Consider the following 22,703-nt stretch of genomic DNA (forward strand, 5'->3'; position numbering starts at 1 on the left):
GTCATGGTGTAATCGCGTTGGGTACGCTTTTGATAATTTGTCTCTTCTTTCATAATGATTCTTTTTTTTTGTATCATTATTTCAGGACGAGACAAACATATATATAAAAAAAACCTCTGAATTTTCAGAGGTTTTTTTATGGTTATAAAGTAAATTATTTTACAATTACTTTTCTACGGATCAAATGTTTCTCAGACGTAATCGTCACAACATATGTTCCTTTTGCTAAACCTGATAAATCCAAATTGGTGTTTTTATCAATAAAGTTATAGTCTTTTTGTTTCACTAATTTTCCTTCCAATGAATGAACCGTATATTTTGCAGGCTCGTTGATGTGCATGCTCAATTTAGCTTGTCCATTTACTACTGGATTCGGATAAATCATAGCAGAATTATCATTTGGAGCAACTTCCTCAATTGACAAACTAGATTGTGTCACTGGAGATCTCCAAACACCTCTACCGTAAGTTGAAATTACAACGTGACCTTCTACTGAATTTACTTCAATATCGGTAATTCTTGCGTGAGGTAAATTTGCGTTGAACAATACCCATTCATCCAAATCATCATTGGTATAGAAAACAGCATTTCTCGTTGCAACGTAAACAGTGTTATTATGACTTCCTTTTTGGTGAGCAATTGCAAATTTTGTTTGAGAAGTAGGTAAATTTCTTGTAATATTTGTCCAAGTTTGTCCGCTATCTTCCGTTTTAAGAACTCTTGTAGAAGAAGTTGCATAAAAAATATTGGGTTGATCTTGGTTGATTTCAATGTTTGTAATTTGACCACCAAATCCACCTGCTGGAGTAGGCAATTGTTCGAAAGTTAAAGGGTATGAATCTTGATTCTCTGCTAAATAGATACGTGATGTATTGGCAACCAAAACTCGTTTGTCATTAGAATGGTCTACACGTATATGATCCAACATCGGCGTAAACGTATTGGTTGAAGAAACCGCAAAAGCTCCTCCTGTAGAACGGTATAATTTAGAATAACCTGCATACATTACGTTGGTTGCTCCATACTCCAAAGGTGTAACCCAGTTACCGTATTCAGGTCCATTGGCAGCAATAGATCCATTTCCACCAGGATTTCCAGCGTTGAAACGATACAATGGGTTTCCAAATTGAATAAATCCATAATACATATTGGAATTGGTAGGGTTAATCGCAGCATCCATTCCATCAGCTCCATGGTAATTGATCCAATTGTCATTGACAAATGCATATCCACCATTATCTTGCAATCCTCCAACAATTTTTGAAGAAGAATCTGGAGCTACATCGATACGATAAAATTGACCAATGTTCAATCCATTTTTGGTTTTGTCAGAAAACGTTGCACCATTATCGTCTGAAATATAGATTCCCCCATCGGTACCTGCGTATAATTTTCCATTAAAAAATTTCAAATCATGGATATCAGCATGGGTGTAATTCGGAGCGTTTGGATTACTCCAGCTCGCCCCACTTGTCCAAGTAGTTCCTCCATTGGTAGATTTCCAAACATTCAAAACACCACTAAAAATAAGTTCAGGGTCTGTATCTGAAGCTACCAATGCTAAATCAAACCATGCTTGTTGAGAACCATCGTAAATGTTCGCTGTTGAATTTCTTACTTCGAATGTAGCACCTGAATCAGTTGAACGCAATAAATGCTTAAATGAATCATTTGCATTGGAAACAAGTACATATAAATAATCTGGATTTGCAGCAGTAACGTCAATTGCTGTTCTTCCAGCATTGGTTATTTCTCTTATGTCAGAGAATGTATCTCCACCATCCGTTGATTTAAGTAATTTGATTATGTTTCCCGCTTGACGTTGTACAATATAGATCGTGTTTGGATCTCCAGGCTTCAAGCGTATTTCTTTAACATTACCTGAAACATTGTTACTCCAAGTATTTCCTCCATCTGTCGTTTTGAAAAGACCTTGTGAACTTACTGCCCATAAAATATTGGAATTCGTTGGGTGAATATAAATTTCTCCCATTAAAGCATTGGTTCCAGTTACAGTAGTTCCTGTAGGATTCCAAGTTTGACCACCGTCAACAGATTTGTATACACCCACAGAATAACTGTCAGCTGCATCTTCATCTCCTGTGGTAATATAGATTGTATTCGAATTGTTATAATCAACCGCAATTCCGGAAATTCCAATCGATGGCAAATACAAAGTCAAAGGTTCCCATGTTTCTCCATGATCTGGTGAAACCCATAGTCCTCCATCAGGAGCACCAACATATAATTTATTTGGATCATTTGGGTCAACCAATGAAACATTAATTCTACCTTGTCCAGAACTCCAAGAACCTTGATTGGTGTGTGTAAATGGACCTAAAGATGTCCAGTTGCTATCATCCTCTGCTGGATTGGCATTCAATCTCATGTTATGAATCTCATTCCAACTATCTGCTAGTTCAAAAGCCGATGGCAATGTTCCGTCTTCTTTTACTTCATATTTCCATAGTTCCATCCAACGTTCCATTTGCTTGTAACCTGCACCTCTAAAGTTACGATCTTTTCCTTCCCAAAATGCTTTGTACGCATCTACTTGGTCTTGGAACTTGTCAGATTGTACTTTGGCTTGTTCATGCATCGGGGTGTTTAAGTGGTTTAATTCTTGTGCGGATCCGATTGAAACTGCTCCGCCCAAAAATAATAAGGGTAATAATCTTTTCATTTTTCTTATTTTGATTTTTTGTGATTTGTAAAAATAAGAAATTATACCGATTTTGTTTAATTTCAATTTTATAAGTTTGCCTAAAATAACGATACACATGAAATTCACTTTAGTTTCCCTTAGCTTTCTAGTGGGAATTTTTGCATTTGGTCAAGTTAAAATACTTGATGAAATGACACATGAACCTATAATTGGTGCAGAAGTTAAATTAAACAATCAAACTGTAATAACTGACGAAAATGGACTAATTCATTTATCAGTAGAACCCAATGATAAATTGATTATTTCAAAAGATGGCTCTATGATTGAAATCAAAGCCAAAGAAATTAAAAACAAAGTTTTCTATTGGAATCCTTCGTCCATTTTATTAGAAGATATCATTCTCTCACCTAATAAATGGGAAAACTCTAAAACGGAAACGGGTTATAAAGTTGTTACGATTACCCCTAAAGAAATACAATTGGAAAATCCGCAAACGACAGCAGATTTGTTGGGGAGTTCAACCAATGTGTATATTCAGAAAAGTCAGTTGGGTGGAGGGAGTCCTATGATTCGTGGATTTGCTACCAATCGTGTTTTAATCGCTGTGGATGGTGTTCGCATGAATACCGCTATTTTTCGTAGTGGAAATCTACAAAATGTTATTTCCATTGATCCCAATGCAATCGAACGAGTGGAAGTACTAATGGGACCAGGTTCTTTGATGTATGGAAGTGATGCGATAGGAGGAGTGATGAATTTCTCAACCTTAACTTCTAAGTTTTCCAAATCAGACAAATTATTATTCGACGGAGCATTTATGGCGAGATATTCCTCTGCCAATTATGAGCATACTTCGCATTTGCATGTGAATCTTGCAGGTCGTAAGTTTTCCTCCATGACAAGTGCAACCTATACAAGGTTTTCCGATTTGAAAATGGGAAAACATGGACCAGAAGAATATTTGAAAAACCATATAATCATTCGTGAAAATGGAGAAGATGTACAAGTCGACAATCCAGATCCGCGAAAGCAAGTCGCAACAGGGTATGACCAATACAATTTGATGCAGAAATTCCGTTATCAACCCAATGAACAATGGGATTTGAACTACGGATTTCATTATTCCACAAGTTCCGATGTGCCAAGATACGATCGATTTTTGATTTACCGTAATGGAAATTTGCGTTTCGCAGAATGGTACTATGGTCCACAAACTTGGATGATGAACAACCTAAGTATTGAAAATAAATCTGAAAATCCCTTATACAACCAAATCAAATTGACGCTTGCCCACCAATTATTTGAAGAAAGTCGTCATAGTCGTAATCTGGGAAGTTCTAAACGTACCGATCAGTTTGAAAAAGTCAATGTTATTTCGGCGAATTTGGATGTGTTGAAAAAATGGAATTCTAAAAACACCTTGTATTATGGAGTAGAAGCCTTGTTCAATAAAGTTGGTTCAACCGCAGAAATCATCAATATCAATGACCAATCGACTACACCAGATGCGTCACGTTATCCAGATGGTTCGACTTGGAATTCGTATGGAGCTTATATTTCGAATGAATACAGTCCAAGCGATAAATTCACCATCCAAGCAGGTGTTCGTTACAATTATGTTTCGTCAAAATCCGAATTCAGCAAAGAATTCTTTGATTTTCCTTTTGAAGAAGCAACTATTGAAACTGGGAAATTTACGGGTAATATTGGCGTGAATTATCATCCGACAACTTCAACCAGTGTTCGTGCGATGTTTTCGACCGGATTTAGAGCGCCGAACATCGATGATATTGGGAAAGTTTTTGAATCGACTCCAGGAACAGTTGTGATTCCCAATCCCGATTTGAAAGAAGAATATGCCTATAGTGGTGAAATTGGTTTCGCCCAAAAAATTGGAAGTTTTGCCAAGATAGATGTCACGGCTTACTACGTTCAATTGCAAGACGCTTTGGTGAGAAGAAACTATCAGTTAAATGGACAAGATTCCATTATGTATCAAGGAGAATTGAGTCAGGTTCAGACCATTATGAATGCTGCAAATGCACATTCGTATGGATTGGAAGCAAGATTGGATATATATTTTAACCGTCAATTGTCAATGTTTTCCATGGTTAATTTTCAAAATGGAGAGGAAGAATTGGACAATGGTGAAAAAGCTGCATTGAGACATTCGGCGCCTTTCATGTTTAGAGGAGGTTTCAATTACAAGAGTCGAAATTTCAGAGTCGAAATTTATGCAGTTTACAACGATGAGGTTTCCAATGAAGATTTGTCACCATCTGAAGCAGAGAAAGATTATATGTATGCAATTGACCAAAATGGAAACCCTTATTCTCCATCTTGGTATACAATCAACGCCAAAGCAATGTATGATTTCAACCAAAATATGACCGTGTCGTTAGGATGGGAGAACATCACCAATCAACGATATAGACCTTATTCATCTGGAATTGTTGCAGCAGGAAGCAATTTAATTCTTTCAGTTCGTTACAATTTCTAAAAACCGATGTATTTTTGCAATCCAAATAGAAAATGAAAATGATCGCGCAAATCAAACAATATATTCAAGAAGCCCAAGCATTTGAAGCCAAATCTGCTGCTGAAGTAGAAGAATTTCGTATTAAATATCTAGGAAAAAAAGGAATATTAAATGATTTGTTTGCCCAATTCAAATCGGTTCCCAATGAACTAAAGAAAGAATTTGGTCAAGTAGTGAACGAATTGAAAGTACTGGTAAATGAAAAAGTTGCCAACTTGAAAGAATCTTTTGAGTCAAAATCTGAATCCAAATCAGATTGGGATTTGACTCGACCAGGAGAAATCATGGAATTGGGTTCTCGTCATCCGATCAACAGTGTGAAAAATCGCATTGTAGAAATTTTTTCTCGAATTGGTTTCACGCATTCAGACGGTCCCGAAATTGAGGATGATTGGCATAATTTCACTGCGTTGAATTTACCAGAACATCATCCAGCGCGCGATATGCAAGACACTTTCTTTATCGAACAATCCCGAGACTTCGGGACAGATGTCGTGTTGCGTACGCATACTTCTTCGGTTCAGATTCGATACATGGAAGAAAATCAACCTCCGATTCGTATTCTATCTCCCGGACGTGTCTACCGTAATGAAGCGATTTCTGCTCGTTCTCATATGATGTTCCATCAGATCGAAGGTTTGTACATCGATAAGAATGTTTCTTTTGCCGATTTGCGTCAGACGTTGAGTTATTTTACGGAAGCCTTATTTGGGAAATCCAAAATTCGTTTGCGTCCATCTTATTTTCCATTTACAGAACCAAGTGCTGAAGTTGATGTGTATTGGGGATTGGAAACTGAAACCGATTACCGTATGACCAAAGGAACGGGTTGGTTGGAAATTATGGGTTGTGGAATGGTCGATCCAAACGTTTTACGAAATGTGAACATCGATCCAGAAGAATATACCGGATTTGCATTCGGAATGGGAATTGAACGAATTGCTTTGTTGTTGTATCAAATTGGAGACATCCGTTTGTATACCGAAAACGACATCCGTTTCTTGGAGCAATTCAAATCAGAATTATTTTAATCGAATTAAAAGCATAAAATAAACCCTACTTGAAATCATTTCGAGTAGGGTTTGTTTATTTAGTTTAATTTTTGGTAAAACCTCAATTCATAGTTGGGAAATAGTTCCGGATGAAAAATCGCCGCTAAATCTTTCAAAACCCAATCCGGACGAGCGGTTCCGGTTTCGAAATAATCATTTCCACCAGAAGGAGAGCTTCTTTTGTGCCAATTGTACACTTGATTGTTTTGAAAGGCTTGAAACCATTCATAATGCGGATAATTGACGAGTAAAGCTGCGCGAGAAGGGAAATCTCCTGCATTGATCCAAACCTCTGCATCTTCTGCTTTTTCAAAAACCGATTCAAAAGACAAATTCAAGGAATTAATGCCAGTTGTGCTTTTCCAAGGATATTCACCTCCAGCATCGGCAATTAATTTTGCTTGAAAGCTTTCTCCACTTGGTAAGTACCAAATGTCACTGTAGATTTGATTAACCAAAACTTTGGGAGATTTTTTCTTTTGATTCTCTAATTTTTTTTGGAGATTCTTGTAATTGGTTTCTACAACCTGAAAGATAGAATCGGCTTGCTTTTCTTTGCCTAATAATCTTCCAATGACTTTCACATATTCCGCTTTAGCCAATGGGTTTTGCTCTTCATATTCGTCTATGAAGATAATTTTAATCCCTTGATTTTTTAGTTGATCATGAAATTTCGCTAAACTGGGACTCGAAGTGGTAAAAAACACATCGGGTTTATTTAGGATGATTTTTTCAAAGTACAATTCGTTGAAATTTCCGATTTCTTCAATTTTTTGTTCACGATGTAATTCCTGAATTTTAGGATTGTAGATGTACTTGATTTGACTGACACCTGTTAGGTTTTGTTCCAATCCTAATTCGCTCATATAGGCTAACACTGAAGTAGGAACAACCATTACTGATTTTAGTGGTAAATCTTTTTTGGATAAGATCGTAATTATTCCACCAGATTCAATTTCTATTTGCTCTTCGGCTTCTTTCCACTGTAAATTTTCGATGTAATCAAAATTTTGAGTATTTCTAGAAGAAATATTCGAATTGCTATTTTGCTTACATGCAAGGATTAAGGAGGAAATGGTAATAAAAAAAATAAAATTTTTCATGATTGCAAGGTAAGTAATTTGGCAATATTGGAAAATATTGTATCTTTGCAGTCCAAAATAAAGGCCTCGTGGCGCAACTGAATAGCGCATCTGATTACGGCTCAGAAGGTTACAGGTTTGAATCCTGTCGAGGTCACTGAAATAAAAGAGTAATTAGCTGATTATTAGTTAACTGCTCTTTTTTATTTCTCTGATTCTGAGATTTTGTAACGGTATTTGTAACAGAAATGCAAAAGCGAATTTGACAAGTTGCCAAACTTTTCATTCTTTTAATATTAATTCCACAAAGGAATACAGCCGATTTTTGTTTCAATAAAGTACAGTAAAAGATGTGAAATGCTATGGGAAGCTTATCCTTGTAACAGGAAGAACCTAACCAGCACGTCCAACATACAAAAATAAAAAGTTGGAAAAATTTTGACCAAAATATTTAAAATCCAGACCCACCCCTCTTAAATCAAAACGATTTTCTTTTTAACAAAGTAGGGCTTTATATATGTAGGTATTCTACTCTCTCAGGTTTTCAAAGTTTTATTGATAACATTTTTCTTTACAATATATTAATTCAACAATCTTACAGATATTTGTATTAATGCTCTCTTTGGACTTATGAAAGCAATTTCTTATTTATGTAAAAAGATTTAAATGATTTTAGATAATTCAAAAGATAAACATACAGTTTTTGAGTGGATTCAAAAATATAATAACAATGGGGAATTAGATATCGTTTCTGGTTATTTTACTATTGGTGCATTAGCTTGGCTTTCAGATAATTTAAATCAAACTCAAAATAAATTTAGATTTGTTTTTGGTGATATTGTTGAAAACAACATGAAGACATCTCGGGTAGTAGATTTATTAAATGAAAACATTACAATAGATGCAGCTTTAAAATTAAATGCAGCGGCTAAAACGTGTGTTGATTTCTTAAAACAAGATAAGGTTATTTGTAAGACGTTAACTCCTAATTTTTGTCATGCAAAAGCATATTTGTTTAAAGATGAAAATAATGACGCCCTTAATTACTACATTACGGGTAGTTCAAATCTTACTGAACCAGGTATTGGCTTAAAACACACAAATAATATAGAATTAAATATTGGGGAAACTGGTAATAATCTAAATTTTAAAGAATTAATCGAGTGGTTTGAGGAATTATGGAACTCAAAACAGGCTTCTTCTGAAAAATTGATTGAAAAGGATAACAAAAAAACGAAAAAACCTTTTAAACAATATTTAATTGATGAAATCCAAAGCATATACATAGAGTATACACCCAAAGATTTGTACTATAAGGTTTTATTTGAATTGTTTAATGAAGATTTTGAAGATATAGATAGTAATCCAGAATTTAAGAAACAATTTCATCGTTTAGAAAATACGGTAATTTATAACACACTTTTTAATTTCCAGCAAAAAGGAGTTATTAGCTTAATTAAGATGTTAGAGGCTCATAATGGAGCCATTTTGGCTGATGCTGTTGGTTTGGGTAAAACGTGGAGTGCTTTAGCTGTAATGAAATATTACCAAGAAAAAAGGGAAGTAATATTATTATCACCAAAAAAATTAGAAAACAACTGGAGAAGATACATTAAAGGACATTCTTCTAAATTCGAGGATGATAAATTAGACTATAAATTATTCTTTCATACAGATTTAACCGAAGAAAGAATGGATAGAATTGAATCTTTCGATTATAATTTTATTACAAACAAAACACCAAAATTATTAGTTATAGACGAAAGTCATAATCTTCGTAACAATAAATCCAATCGTTACAAATTCTTGTTAGAAGAAATTATTAAGAAAAATGTAGACATTAAAATTTTATTACTTTCTGCAACTCCAATCAATAATTCGTTAATGGATATTCGTAACCAATTTAATTTAATTGCGAAAGGAGAAAATGATTTCTTTAAAGAAACTTTAGAGGTCAATAACTTAGAGGCTACATTTCGTCAAGCACAAATGGCTTTTAATACCTGGAAAGAACAAGAAAATAGAAATGTTGGGCAATTAATTAAAGATTTGCCTCAATCGTTATTTTTCTTAACGGATGCATTAATTGTTGCTAGAACACGTAATTTGATTAAAGGGTTTGAAAATGTTTTAAAATTTCCGTTAAAACTTCCACCTCAAAATCATTACAGTACACCGGAAATTTTTGGTGAAAATACATTTCAAAATTTATTGGAATTTTTACCGAAACGTTTTTCAGGTTATATGCCATCATTTTATTTACCACAAGAAGAAGGTGTTTCTGTACTTCATGATGAAAAACAACGTGAGTTTTTCTTAGTCAAGATGATGTACATTTTAGTTTTTAAAAGGTTAGAATCTTCATGGTATTCTTTTAGTAAAACGATTGAGAATATTCATACCCACCATTCTAATGTTTTACATCTAATTCAAGCTTACGAAGTCAGTAAAAAAGGGGCAATTGATGATTTTAGAAATTTACAGACGGATGATGAAGAAATTGATGATTTAATAAGTGATGCGTTTGAAATCGGGAAAAAACGTAAAATTAAACTGAGTGAAATTGATAAAGCTGGTATGTTGGATGTGTTTAAAAAGCATTTGATAGAAGATATTAAAGCACTCAAAAATATAATCGATCAAACAAACTCATTTAAAGATAAATTTAATGAAGAAGATGGGAAACAATCTGTTCCATCAATCGATTCTAAACTTGAGATATTAATGAATATCATCAAACAAAAACAATCTTTATCTGAAAATAACAACAACAAAAAAGTAATTATATTTACCGTTTACCATGATACAGCCAATTATTTATTTAATCATTTAACGTACAGAGGTTTTTCAAGAATTGGATTGGTAACGGGATCTGTCGCTAAAACATCATACGACAACATCGAAACCAAAGATTTTGAAAATATTTTAGAACGTTTTGCTCCATTTACTAAAGTTTACAATGAGAAGCAATGGGATTTTAAAACAGAAACAGAAAGACATTTAGCTTTTGATGAATGGAAATCGTGGTTGAAAATTGAACATAACAAAGACTATCGAAAAGCTTTTGATGAACCTATCGAAATATTAATTGCAACTGATGCTTTATCAGAGGGGCAAAACCTACAAGATGCCGATATGGTTATTAATTACGATATACACTGGAATCCCGTTCGAATCATACAACGTATGGGGCGTATAGATCGTTTAGGTTCTCCTAATGACAAAATTTTTGGAGTTAATTTCTGGCCTTCTGGCGATGTAAATGCCTATCTTAATTTACAAAGTCGAATTGAAAGTCGTATGACAGCGATGACTTTAGCTGGGGCGGAAGTAGATGCGAATTTTACGGATGGTACAAAAGATATTTTTGGTGATGACGATACAATCGAATCAAAATTGAAGGATAATTTATTAGTTCAATTAGAAAATTCGCTGGAAGATTTGGATGGGGATAAAAACTTTGGTTTTGATGATTTATCTTTAGAGCGTTTTAGACAAGATTTATGGTCTGAATTAGCCAATGAAAGAGAAAAGTACAACAAAATTCCTAACGCTGTTTATACTGGCTTTATAGCAGATAAAAGTAATTTAGCTGAAAATGGCATAATTGCATTATTAGGTTATCCTGCGAAAAAACCTAAAGTTGAAAATCACAAGTACAAGCAATTCGAGTTAATTTATATAGATAACCAAGGTGCTGATTGCTTAAATAACCAAAAACAAATTTTAGACTTCTTAGATACGCATAAATATAATCCACGTATCGTGAATAATAAAATTGATAATGGTGATGAAGCTGAAATACTTGCTTTAAAAAATGCATTTGATACTTGGATGGCGAATAAAACAACTAAAACGGTTGTAAATGAAGCTGGTGAACAGGTCAAAACAGTTAGCAATAGCTTATTAAATAAAATAAAAGGTTTAGGAAACGCTAAAAAGACAGATATTAAAGAAGTGAAAGAAGTCAATTCTTTTGATGAGAAATATCAAACAGATAATTTCGATTTAATCACATGGTTTATAACAACTAAATAAAAATGGTACTAGATAAATTTTCTAAAAATATAGTTACAGGAACAATAGATTTATTCAATCAATTAAATGTTCCAATAAATATTATTACTGAAACACCAATCAACCCAACTGATTTTTTTGAATCAAATCCAAATCGTGAGGTGTTTAAAGCGATTCAAAATTTATATACAATTGGTTTAATTGATGATGATGCCATCAATAAGAAAGTATTAGCCTTACTGCAATAGATGAAAAATACAACGGTTTAATTATCGTTGCAGTTGATTTAAAAGCGGATAAAGTTTCACGTACTACATTTGCCGAAATTACAAGAGCCATATCTCGTGAGTTTAAAAACTTGCCAGTCATTACGCTTTTTAAATACGGTCACCAAATTGCATTAGCTTCTGCAGAGCGTGTGCCTTATAAAAAATCATATTTAGAAGGTGAAAAATTAGGTAAAGTAAGTATTTTACGTGATATAGATTTTAATCAACCGCACGCAGGACATTTACGTATTTTAAATGACCTTGTCATTGGGAAAAAGAATAAAATAGATACATTCGACAAATTATATAAATTCTGGACAGAAAACTTCAACGTTTCTATCCTGAATAAAAAATTCTACAAAGAATTATCTAACTGGTATTTCTGGGCAATCCAAGAAGTGAAATTCCCTTCTGAACCTACAAAAGAAGATGCACATAGACAAGGAAAAATTTACGACGATTTAGTCAACGAACATAAGGCAACAAATGTCATTCGATTACTAACTCGTTTGTTATTTGTATGGTTTATCAAAGAAAAAAAATTAATCCCAGAAGAATTATTTGATATTAAGTTTCTGCAACAAGATTTATTACATAAAATAGATCCTTTAAAGCCTGTAGGAATGTTTGTCGAACAAGACAAAGAATCTATCTATTACAAAGCAATACTACAAAACTTATTTTTTGCAACGTTAAATTGTCCAAAAGAGGCAGATGAATACGACAAACGTTTCAGAGCCTTCCGTTCATCTTCTTCAAATTTTGGAGTAACACATCTAATGCGTTACGAAAACTATTTTAAAAACAAAGAGTTGTTTCTTAAAATGGTTAACGATACCGTTCCATTTTTAAATGGTGGTTTATTCGAATGTTTGGATGTTCGTGGAGAAAAAGAATCGAAAGGAGAACGCATATACATCGATGGTTTTTCGGATAATTTACCAAAAGAGCAGAAATTAATCGTTCCAGATTATTTGTTTTTCGGGAACGAAATTACGGTTGATTTATCAGAAGAATATGGTGCAAAATCGAAAGAGTTTAAAGAATCGAAAGCCAAAGGTTTATTCGAAATTTTAAAGTCTTATAAATTCACGATTACTGAAAATACGCCTCTAGAAGAAGAGGTTGAATTAGATCCAGAATTATTAGGGCGTGTATTCGAAAACTTATTAGCTTCTTACAATCCTGAAACTAAATCTACAGCACGTAAACAAACGGGTTCATTTTATACTCCACGTGAAATTGTAAATTATATGGTAGACGAGAGTTTAATCGCCTACCTAAAAAATAATTGTACAAATTGGAATAACCTTTCTGAGGAAGAGATAGATACACAATTACATCAATTATTTGCTTTTGATGCGTACAACCCGTTTAAAGAGAATAGAGATTTAATAACTGAAATTATTAACGCTTTAGGTGCTTGTAAAATATTAGACCCTGCTTGTGGTTCTGGTGCTTTTCCTATGGGGACGCTTCAAAAAATGGTGCATGTATTAAATAAGTTAGATCCGGATAATACCATATGGAAAGATTTACAAATTAAAAAGGCTCAACAACAAGCTGAAGAAGTTTTTAAGATTGATAACAATGAGATTCGTGAAGATTTATTAAAAGAAATCAATCATAATTTCGATGAAAAAATCAATGATCCTGACTATGCCCGTAAATTGTATATTATTGAAAATTCGATTTATGGGGTAGATATCCAGCCGATTGCAGCGCAAATTTCTAAATTACGTTTCTTTATCTCGTTGGTGGTAGAGCAAAAGGTGCATAAAGAATTACCGAATTTTGGGATTAAACCATTACCGAATTTAGAAACCAAATTTGTTACGGCAAATACCTTAGTAGATATCGAAAATTCGGATAACCAAACCAATTTATTCGAAACCGATACGATAAGTCAGTTAAAAGCAAAACTAAAAGCCGTACGTAACAAAATTTTCAATGCCCGTACGCCAGAAACAAAGAAAAAGTACAAAGAAGAAGACCAAAACATTCGTTGGCAGATTGCTGAAGAATTAAAAAATATTGGCTATCCTGCGACTGATGCCGATGCATTAGCGTCTTGGGATCCTTACAACCAAAATGCCTGCTCTCCATTTTTTAACCCAGAATGGATGTTCGACATCAAAGAAGGATTCGATGTGGTGATCGGAAATCCGCCGTATATTGATTCAGAAATTTTAAAGAAGAGCCAACCTGTTTTTAGAGATTATTTATCAAAAAAATATAAATGTGCTAAAGGTAATTGGGACCTATTTATTGTTTTTCACGAAAAAGCAATTGAGCTTTTGAATGTTAAAGGAGTAAAAGCATATATAACACCTAATAAATGGATATCTATAAAATATGCTCAGTCTCTTCGAAAAAAATATATTGATAATATCTATAAAATATGTATTTGTGATAAAATACATGTATTTGATGCTGGTGTATCTCCTATTATATCAATATTTTATAAAAGGTCTACTGAGGATATTATTATAGATGAATTTTTAAGTTACAATACAATAAATAAAAAAGGAGTAGTAAATAAATCAAATTTACAATCTGATGATTTAGGAATTATACTTTCCAAAAGTTTAAATCTTATCATAAAAATTAATTCATGTGAAAATAAATTCAAAAGTTATTTAGATTGTGAGAATCCTTTTACAACGAGTGAAGCTTATTTATTACGTGAAGTTGTAAAAGAAGTAAATGAACTTACTAATAATAATAAGTTTTATAAATTAGTAACTACAGGTACAATTGATCCTTTCATTAATTTATGGGGTATAAAAACTACAAGTTATTTGAAAGGTAAATTTTCAAATCCTATTGTTGAAGAAATAGACATTTTAAGACAAACTCCTAAAAGGTTTGAACAGATACAATCTCCAAAACTAATGATAACTGGTATGAGGTACTTAGAATGTTTTTATGATTCAAAAGGTGAATATATTTCCAGTAAATCGACTTTAATAATTAGAAATATAGAACATAAATATTTTCTTTTTTTTCTAGCAATGTTAAACTCGAAGTTAATTAGTTATTACGTAAAAGATGTATATAGTACTATGGGTATAGATGGTGGTATAAATTTTAATGTAGATATGATCGAAAATATTCCAATACCTAAATTAAAAGATAATGATATAATTGAACTATCAAATTTAGTTGAAAGATATGTACTATATAAAAATATAGAGGATATTAAATTAATAGATAATTTTATTTATAAATTATATGATTTAAGTGAAAACGAAATTAACATTATTGAAAATAATTGAACAAATTTAAATGTCCTACTATAACTACATAACCGAAAAACGCAATGATTCTTTAGAATTAAAAGAATTGATGGCAGATGTTGTCAATAATTTAATACAACATAAAACCGATGAGATTAAACCTGGTGTATTACTGGGTTTAATACAATCGGGTAAAACACGCGCCTTTTTAGGCGTAATGGCAAAATGCTTTGACGAAAACTACGATGTATCGGTCATATTAACCAAAAACTCGGTAGCTTTGGTCGAGCAAACCATCAAACGTCTAAAATCTGAATTCGAAACTCCTATTAATGCACGCAAACTTTACGTTTGGGATGTCATCAAAATGCAAAATTTAGATCAACTAACGGGATATATTCTGCAAAACAAAGTCATTTTTGTCGTAAAAAAAGAGATGAAAAATATGGAGCGTTTACATGAAATATTTAATTCTGTACCTTTATTACAAAACAAAAACATCTTAATCATCGATGATGAGGCAGACCAAGCGAGTGTATCATTTGTCAATGATAAAGAAAAAGCGGAAGGTATAGATTTTGCAAAAATTGCAGATTCTTTATCAAAATTCAGATTAAAATTAAAAGGTAGAAATAGCTTTTTACAAGTTACAGCAACGCCATATTCTTTATATCTACAACCCGATAATTTAGAGATAGATGGGGTAGAAACAGCTCCTAATCGTCCTGCTTTTACCAATTTATTAAAACCACATCCTGCTTACGTAGGAGGAAAATATTATTTCGAAAAGGCTATTGATCCAGATTCTACAGCGTATTATGTGTACAAACAAGTTAATGACGATCAGATAGATTATCTAAATGGCAAAGGTAAAAGTACAGGAATGTACAATAAAAAGTCCTTATCCAATTGTTTGCGTACAGAGAATTTTAAAGCTATTCGGGATGCCATCATTAGCTATTTGGTAGGTGGTGCCATTCGTCAGTTACAAGAAAAAGAATCAGCAGATTTATGGGTGCCAAATTACCATTCGGCTTTTGTATTGCATACCAGTGTTACTAAATTAATTCATAGCCAACAAAAACAATTGGTCGAAACACTTTTAGAAGAGTTAAACAATCTATCCGATACCGAACTGTTTACTTTTTTAAAGTACGCCTACCACGAGTTTGAATTATCAATGAAGTTAGTAGTAGATAAACTACCTACATTAGTAGAAGTCGTTGCACAAGTAAAGGAAGCTTTAGCTAACAAATTTATTGGTGTAACAATCGTTAATTCCGAAAATCAAGTCGTAGAATTATTGGGCGAAGATGGTCAGTTACGATTAGATAATCCGTTTAATATTTTTATTGGTGGTCAAACTCTTGATAGAGGAATTACCATTGATCATTTAATTGGGTTCTTCTATGGTCGTAATCCTGCTTCTTTTCAAATGGACACGGTATTACAGCATTCTAGAATGTACGGAAGTCGTAGCGAAAAAGATTTAGCTGTAACTCGATTTTATACTTCGGTTAGAGTGTATAATGCGATGCGTAATATGCATTTCTTTGATAATAATTTAAGAGAAAATATAGAAAAAGATCCAGAAGCAGCCGTTCGTTTTATAGCGAAAGAAGGCAATACAATAAAACCTTGTGGTCCTAATAAAATTAAGGCTTCTAATGTTGTGTCGTTCAAAGAATATTCGAGATTTTTACCAATAGGTTTCCAAACGAAAAGTAAAACCAATATTCAAGACACCATTTCTAAAATTGATCAAATTATTCAACCAGTTTTAAACAAAGATCAAGAAGGTATTATCACATTAGAACAATTCAAAAATATAATTGAGTTAATTGATAGTACGTTTACATACGAACCTCAATTCGGTAATGTTGGTCTTAATTGGGACACGAATCTAGTTGTTAAAGCGATTGAATTGGCATTAAATGACAAGAAGACTTCTGAAATTGGTTTATATGTAAGAGAAGGCAGAGAAGCATCTCGTTTAAAAAACAACAATTCAACATTCAATGATTCTCCTGGAGATGGTAAAACGGATAACGTTCGCACAAAAGTAATGGCAGAAAATAAACCTGTATTAATGCTTTTAAAACAAAGAGGATTAAAAGATAATGGCTGGAGGGATGCAGAATTCTACTGGCCTACCATTGTTATGCCTAAAGAATTACCTAATTATGTGTATAGTGAAGATTAAATAATAAGGTCATCAAACCCAAAATACTACATCAAGTAGTTTTTGATAATCAGTCATACAAATACGCCTATTTGCAAAGCTTTAATGTGTATAGGGCAACAACAAAAAAGCAACTGCGGTTAATTCCAGTTTTGCGCAATACCCTAACGGGATACTTCGCAAAGCTGCCCGGGACATTAACCGCAATAACTTTCGCTGTTGCCCTATATTCAAAGGATTTTGCAAATAGGCTTCTTTCGTTCTAAACACGAACTTCCGTTTTCAAAAACCGTATTTTGGTTTTGATGAAGTAGCAGTATTGCCACAATCATTTTTATGTAACGATTTACTCCGTTAGGTTCATTCCGCTTCACTACTTTACATTTCAGTAAGCTAATAATTTACTTCCATTTCACTACGTTCAGCTTCATTCACCCAACTACGCAAAACCAAGCCTAAAATAAGCTTTCCTTTCAATCAAGCCCATTTTTAAACGGCTTTTCGTTACACACAAAAATGCTCGTTTGGCATTTGAGATTAAGAGGAGAAGCTATACTGATGATGTCAATCTAAATCAAAAATAGAATAATGGGAAAACTTTTATAATTTCAATAGACCACATGGTTCATTTAAAGGAAAAACTCCTTATGAAGTACTAAAATCAAAACTAAAATAATTATATTTAAGGTCTACGAAGTGATGAAGTACGACACGTGAAAAAATTATTATTAAACAATTCTAAACTGTATGATAAAAATTACCAAAATAAAAACCACATTAAGTAAAGGCGTAGTCATTCCAAGTTTAATTTTTATTATTGGAATATGCTTGTTATCTGCAATTTATCCAAAACTTACTGAAAGCTTACTAAATACTGTCAAGAATTTTATTTTTTTAAATCTAAATTATGTTTATATCTGGTCAGTTACGATTTTTGTCATTTTTTTGATCTATCTAATATTTAGTAAATATGGAAATATACGTTTAGGAAGGAACAATAGTAAACCAGACTATTCTTTCTTTTCATGGATTTCAATGCTATTTGCTGCAGGTATGGGTATTGGACTGATGTATTTCAGCGTTGCTGAGCCGATGCAACATTACTCTAATGAAGTTTTTGCTGGAAATTCAATAGTACAGCGTGCCAAAGATGCACAATTATATACATTTTTTCATTGGGGTATCCATGCTTGGGCAATTTATTGTATTGTTGGATTGTCTTTAGCTTATTTTACTTATCGTTACCGTTTACCACTTTCTTTACGAAGTTGTTTTTATCCTTTACTAAAAGATAAAATCAAAGGTAAATGGGGAAATACGATTGATGTTTTTGCACTATGCAGTACTTTTTTCGGTATTACGACTACTTTGGGATTTGGTGTGGTTCAAATCAATTCTGGTTTGGAAATATTGGGAGTTTTACCAACGAGTAGTTTTATTTATCAAGTATTGATTGTAGTAGTATTAGTTTCGATTTCTATCATTTCTGCTATAAGTGGAGTTGATAAAGGTGTAAGAATATTAAGTAACATCAATATTATTAGTGTTGCGATGCTTTTACTTTTCGTCTTGATTCTTGGCCCTACCATCTATCTGATAGGTAGTTTTACAGATGGTATTGGAAATTATATCAGTAACTTTTTTAACCTTACTTTTAACACACATGTTTATGAGCCTGAATTACAACCATGGTTTTATGATTGGACAATACTATACTGGGCATGGTGGATTTCGTGGTCTCCTTATGTAGGATTGTTTATTGCTAAGATTTCAAAAGGAAGAACAATAAGAGAGTTTATTGTAGCAGTGTTGATTATACCAACTTTATTCAATTTTATATGGATGTCTGTTTTTGGTAATAGTGCGATATGGTTTGATGTTAATGTCGCTGATGGGGCGTTGAGTCAATTAGCCAGCAACCCAGACGCTCTGATGTTTCGATTTCTAGAAAATTTACCATTAACAAATATAGCTAGTTTTTTTACTATTGCTATTATCATCATTTTTTTTGTAACTTCCGCAGACTCTGGAATGTTTGTAATGAATAGTATTGCTACTAAAAATGCTAAGAATTCCCCTAAATGGCAAACTGTAGGATGGGGATTTTTACTTTCTGTACTAGCATTATTATTACTTAATGCTGGGGGACTGGCTGCTTTACAGAGTATGACACTAATTACAGCTTTACCGTTTTCCATTATTATGTTATTATTTATTGTAAGCCTTGTTAAGGCTTTGTCCATTGATAAAAGCTATTATGAACGTGATTTTTCAGTATCTACTATTCCTTGGTCGGGAGCCTCTTGGCGAGAAAGATTACAACAAATTGTTTCATTCAATGATAAGGAATCAGTTAGTGCTTTCATTAAAACAACTGTATATGAATCATTTTCGGATTTGCAAAAAGAGTTTGCTAAAAATGGTATTGCTGCGAAAATAAATTTTTATGAAAATCCTGAGAGGGCTGAAATTGAAATAACATATGATGTAGTAAATAATTTTATTTACGGTGTGATGAGTGATTCAAAAATTATATCGGATTATTTGCTTAATGAAGATAATTTGCCAGATATAGAAAATAACCGGACTTTTTATCCTAAATCATATTTTGGTGACGATAGAGAAGGTTATGATGTTCAGTTATTTACTAAAAATGAGCTTATCTCTGATGTACTGAAGCATTATGAACGATTTATTGAAATTATTTCTGAAGAAAAGAATGAAATGTTTATTAGTAGTAATATAAATCGAAGATTAAAATAAGAAGATATTCAAGACTTACGAAATATTAAATGACCCTATCAAGCTTGAGAAGCTTCGGGTTTAAATGCCACGCACCCCCACCACCCAAGAAAGTGGTTGCAGGTTCAGAAAAAGCAAAAGTTTTTAAGTAAGGTACATTGGTGTATTGCGCTAAACCGCTAGTCGCATCACATCGTTCGGTACTACACACTAACGTGTTTCGTAACCCCTCACTTTTGTGCTGCTTGATAGCTTATTAGCCCACACCAATTGGCTCGGTGTAGCAAAACATCCTGTCGGATGTTCAGCTACATTCCCTCGCCACCTTATTTTGAAGTTGATTTGCTTTTCTTCACCTGCGCGAGTTGCCCCAGTGCGTTTTGTCCGAAATAGACACACCAAAATTCACAAAAAAGATAGCAAGGTTAGTGAGTGGTCGTTTTACGTCAAGGTCAAGCCCTTCGGGTTTCTCACAAAATCTCCACCCATTCGGGTCGTATTTTGCTCGAAAACCTTGCCTTTAAAACGCCCCAATCCTGAATGAATGGCTTTCTTTTTTTTCTCTTTTTTTCTTTTCAAAAAACATTGAATTTGAACCAAAACCACTTCTTCGATTTCCTCAATTCGATTCCACTTTTTCGACTACGTTCCGACTTCGATTCGGAGATAAAGCGTACATATTCTGTAAGCTACCCCGAAAAAGTTACCAATTAAAAAGAGATAAACAACTAACTTTAAAAATTAATTGGTATGAAGAAGAGCAATTTTACAGAACAACAGATTTTCAAAATTTTGGAATCCCAGAATCAAGGTAAAACCGTGGAGCAGATCTGTCGCGAACAAGGCATTTCCAACGGAACATTTTACAGATGGAAAAGTAAATATTCGGGTATGGAAGCTTCAGAGATTAAGCGGATAAAGGAGCTGGAGCAGGAAAACTCCAAACTCAAACGGCTCTATGCAGAAGCCATGCTTGACAATGCAGCGCTCAAAGATGTCTTGTCAAAAAAGTGGTAAAGCCTGCCTTGAGAAAACAAATTGCAGCTTACTTGGAACGAGAACATCTTCTGAGTCAAAGAAGAAGCTGTGATTTATCGGGTATCAGCAGGCGTACCTACCGTTATAAAAGCATAAAACCACCGGATGAAGATTTAATTGATAAATTAACCGAATTGGCCAAAAACCATCTCGGCTACGGGTTTTGGAAGCTGTACCATAAACTCAGAAGTTCCGGTCATCATTGGAATCACAAAAAGGTTTACCGTGTTTACAAACAACTAGGGATGAACATCGTCAAACGCAGTCGAAGAAGACTTCCAACCAGGATACAGCAACCCATAGAAATCCCGCCCCGTAGTGGTGAATGCTGGAGCATGGATTTTATGCAGGACAGTTTATATTGCGGTCAAAGGTTCAGATTGCTTAACATAGCCGATGATTACAATCGTGAAATGGTGGCCATGGAGATTGGATATTCCATCGGTGGTGAAAGAGTTGTAAGAGTTCTGGAAAGATTGAAAGAACAAGGTAAGAAGCCCTTGCAAATCCGAGTGGACAATGGTCCTGAGTTTATATCCAAAGTATTCCAGAGATGGGCAAAGGAAAACCAAGTGAAAATCCATTACATACAACCCGGAAAGCCAACTCAGAACTCACTGATCGAAAGAATCAATCGAAGTTGCAGGGAAGAACTGTTGAATCCTTATATCTTTGATTCTCTACAACAAGTAGAAATAAAAGCTACTCAATGGCAATGGGAATACAATCATCAAAGACCTCATAAATCACTCGGGTATAAATCCCCTAAACAATTTGAATTAATGAACTATAATAATTAAATACTTACATTTACAATGGTAACAAATAAGGGTAGCTTACAATATGATTTATTCTCAAAATCATCTCCTATCTTAACGGTGTTCATTAAGTCAATATATATGGTTGTATCAAAGTTAGTTAGGGAAAATCACGTCTCCTTGAAAAACCACAAATTTTTATTAACCTGTTATTAAGAATGAGATTTGCTTATTTCTTATTTTCCTCATTCAAATTAATTAGTAAACACTGTCCTTCTTTAACAATAGCAACTCCTTCCCAGTTAATTGAGCCTCTGCCAAAAGCTCTAAAATCATAAGATTGAGGTTTTAATGCTACTGTTATAGTTTTTTCGTCATAACAAGAAGGCTCGCCTTCGATTTTACCTCCGAGTTCTCCTAAATTTGTTCTGTTTAATCTTATTTTAATTGACTTTGCTCGACCCATATCAGAATAGAAACAGATATAACCAGCTTCTAATGGTGCATCAACAATAGTAGGATGTTCTAAGTCATTGGTGAAATATACCTCAGCCGTTGAGGTAGGGTTGTTATTTTCGTCCTGTAAACTCAATAAAGACTTAGCATTTCGTATGGGATTAATGGTTGTGAAATTTAACGAGTTTGGCATATAATTATCAATTACCAATTTTGAAATTTTTCCATTTTCAACCAATGCTTTAGCTTCATTGCAGAAATTATAATTATCAGTAACCATTACCAAATGCCATCCATCTAAAATGGATTCAGGATAACTTTTAGCTTCTCTGTAAGTTTCCTTTACTTGCTCAATTCGAAATTGAGATTTCTGCACTTCAATTTCCCTTTTCTTGTTATCTGACCAAGTATTGGTGAAACTCTGAATTGCGTTAGCAATGGCATAAAAACCAAAGTTTTGATTCACAATTGTATAATGGTTCCGCTGAATAGCTAATTGATTAATTTGTGTATATCGGTAACTGTAGTTTTGTGCTTTAAGTGATAGTGAGATAAATGTTGTTCCAATTAAAAAGATTCGTTTCATAATATATTGAGATAATGGTGTTGCAATGTAGGTGATTTTTATTTTTAATGTGAATGGAGTGATTTTACATATTTGTTT

Annotated in this window: 13 protein-coding genes and 1 tRNA gene; 10 read left to right on the forward strand and 4 right to left on the reverse strand. The window is 33.4% G+C overall.

Annotation, left to right across the window (positions count from 1 at the left end; genetic code table 11):
• Positions 1-154: 154 nt before the first annotated feature.
• Positions 155-2,683: a VPS10 domain-containing protein gene (locus ABID46_RS12370; RefSeq protein WP_354510570.1), complete on the reverse strand. Its 2,529-nt coding sequence runs from the start codon at positions 2,681-2,683 to the stop codon at positions 155-157.
• Between the two features lie 97 nt (positions 2,684-2,780).
• Here ABID46_RS12370 and ABID46_RS12375 point away from each other — a divergent pair, with 97 nt between their 5' ends.
• Both ABID46_RS12375 and pheS read left to right on the forward strand, forming a co-directional pair.
• Entirely contained in the window at positions 2,781-5,165 is a 2,385-nt protein-coding gene (locus ABID46_RS12375; RefSeq protein WP_354510572.1) for a TonB-dependent receptor plug domain-containing protein, read from the forward strand.
• A 38-nt stretch (positions 5,166-5,203) separates the two neighbouring features.
• Positions 5,204-6,235 (forward strand): phenylalanine--tRNA ligase subunit alpha, encoded by a 1,032-nt coding sequence (pheS, locus tag ABID46_RS12380; RefSeq protein ID WP_354510611.1) that lies wholly within the window; start codon positions 5,204-5,206, stop codon positions 6,233-6,235.
• A 59-nt stretch (positions 6,236-6,294) separates the two neighbouring features.
• On the opposite strand, the gene ABID46_RS12385 is transcribed toward pheS, so the two are convergent.
• A complete protein-coding gene (locus tag ABID46_RS12385) occupies positions 6,295-7,359 on the reverse strand; it encodes an ABC transporter substrate-binding protein (RefSeq protein ID WP_354510574.1) in 1,065 nt (354 codons plus the stop codon).
• 62 nt (positions 7,360-7,421) lie between these two features.
• Here ABID46_RS12385 and ABID46_RS12390 point away from each other — a divergent pair.
• The 6 genes from ABID46_RS12390 to ABID46_RS12420 all read left to right on the forward strand — a co-directional run bounded on the left by ABID46_RS12390 (position 7,422) and on the right by ABID46_RS12420 (position 19,808).
• Positions 7,422-7,495 (forward strand) — tRNA-Arg (locus tag ABID46_RS12390).
• Positions 7,496-8,004: 509 nt separating this feature from the next.
• Positions 8,005-11,376 (forward strand): helicase-related protein, encoded by a 3,372-nt coding sequence (locus ABID46_RS12395; RefSeq protein WP_354510576.1) that lies wholly within the window; start codon positions 8,005-8,007, stop codon positions 11,374-11,376.
• Between the two features lie 2 nt (positions 11,377-11,378).
• Positions 11,379-11,603, forward strand: a complete 225-nt coding sequence (locus ABID46_RS12400) for a hypothetical protein (RefSeq protein ID WP_354510578.1) — start codon at positions 11,379-11,381, stop codon at positions 11,601-11,603.
• A 110-nt stretch (positions 11,604-11,713) separates the two neighbouring features.
• On the forward strand, positions 11,714-14,902 hold the full coding sequence (locus tag ABID46_RS12405; RefSeq protein ID WP_354510579.1) for an Eco57I restriction-modification methylase domain-containing protein: 3,189 nt from the start codon (positions 11,714-11,716) through the stop codon (positions 14,900-14,902).
• 10 nt (positions 14,903-14,912) lie between these two features.
• Positions 14,913-17,066 (forward strand): Z1 domain-containing protein, encoded by a 2,154-nt coding sequence (locus ABID46_RS12410; protein WP_354510581.1) that lies wholly within the window; start codon positions 14,913-14,915, stop codon positions 17,064-17,066.
• Between the two features lie 726 nt (positions 17,067-17,792).
• The gene (locus tag ABID46_RS12420; RefSeq protein WP_354510583.1) at positions 17,793-19,808 is read left to right on the forward strand and encodes a BCCT family transporter; all 2,016 of its coding nucleotides are present in this window, start codon (positions 17,793-17,795) and stop codon (positions 19,806-19,808) included.
• A gap of 420 nt (positions 19,809-20,228) precedes the next feature.
• On the opposite strand, the gene ABID46_RS12425 is transcribed toward ABID46_RS12420, so the two are convergent.
• Positions 20,229-20,366 (reverse strand): hypothetical protein, encoded by a 138-nt coding sequence (locus tag ABID46_RS12425; protein ID WP_354510585.1) that lies wholly within the window; start codon positions 20,364-20,366, stop codon positions 20,229-20,231.
• Positions 20,367-20,537: 171 nt separating this feature from the next.
• Between ABID46_RS12425 and ABID46_RS12430 the strand changes: the two genes are divergently transcribed.
• Together ABID46_RS12430 and ABID46_RS12435 are read left to right on the forward strand one after the other, a co-directional pair.
• Positions 20,538-20,804 carry a transposase gene (locus ABID46_RS12430; protein WP_354510587.1) on the forward strand — a complete coding sequence of 89 codons (267 nt, stop codon included), beginning with the start codon at positions 20,538-20,540 and terminating at the stop codon, positions 20,802-20,804.
• On the forward strand, positions 20,798-21,625 hold the full coding sequence (locus ABID46_RS12435) for an IS3 family transposase (RefSeq protein ID WP_354510589.1): 828 nt from the start codon (positions 20,798-20,800) through the stop codon (positions 21,623-21,625). The genes ABID46_RS12430 and ABID46_RS12435 overlap by 7 nt, the downstream gene beginning before the upstream one ends.
• A 187-nt stretch (positions 21,626-21,812) precedes the next feature.
• On the opposite strand, the gene ABID46_RS12440 is transcribed toward ABID46_RS12435, so the two are convergent.
• The gene (locus ABID46_RS12440) at positions 21,813-22,625 is read right to left on the reverse strand and encodes a hypothetical protein (protein WP_354510591.1); all 813 of its coding nucleotides are present in this window, start codon (positions 22,623-22,625) and stop codon (positions 21,813-21,815) included.
• Positions 22,626-22,703 lie beyond the last annotated feature (78 nt).

This window comes from Moheibacter stercoris, from assembly GCF_040545805.1.
GTDB lineage: Bacteria > Bacteroidota > Bacteroidia > Flavobacteriales > Weeksellaceae > Moheibacter > Moheibacter stercoris.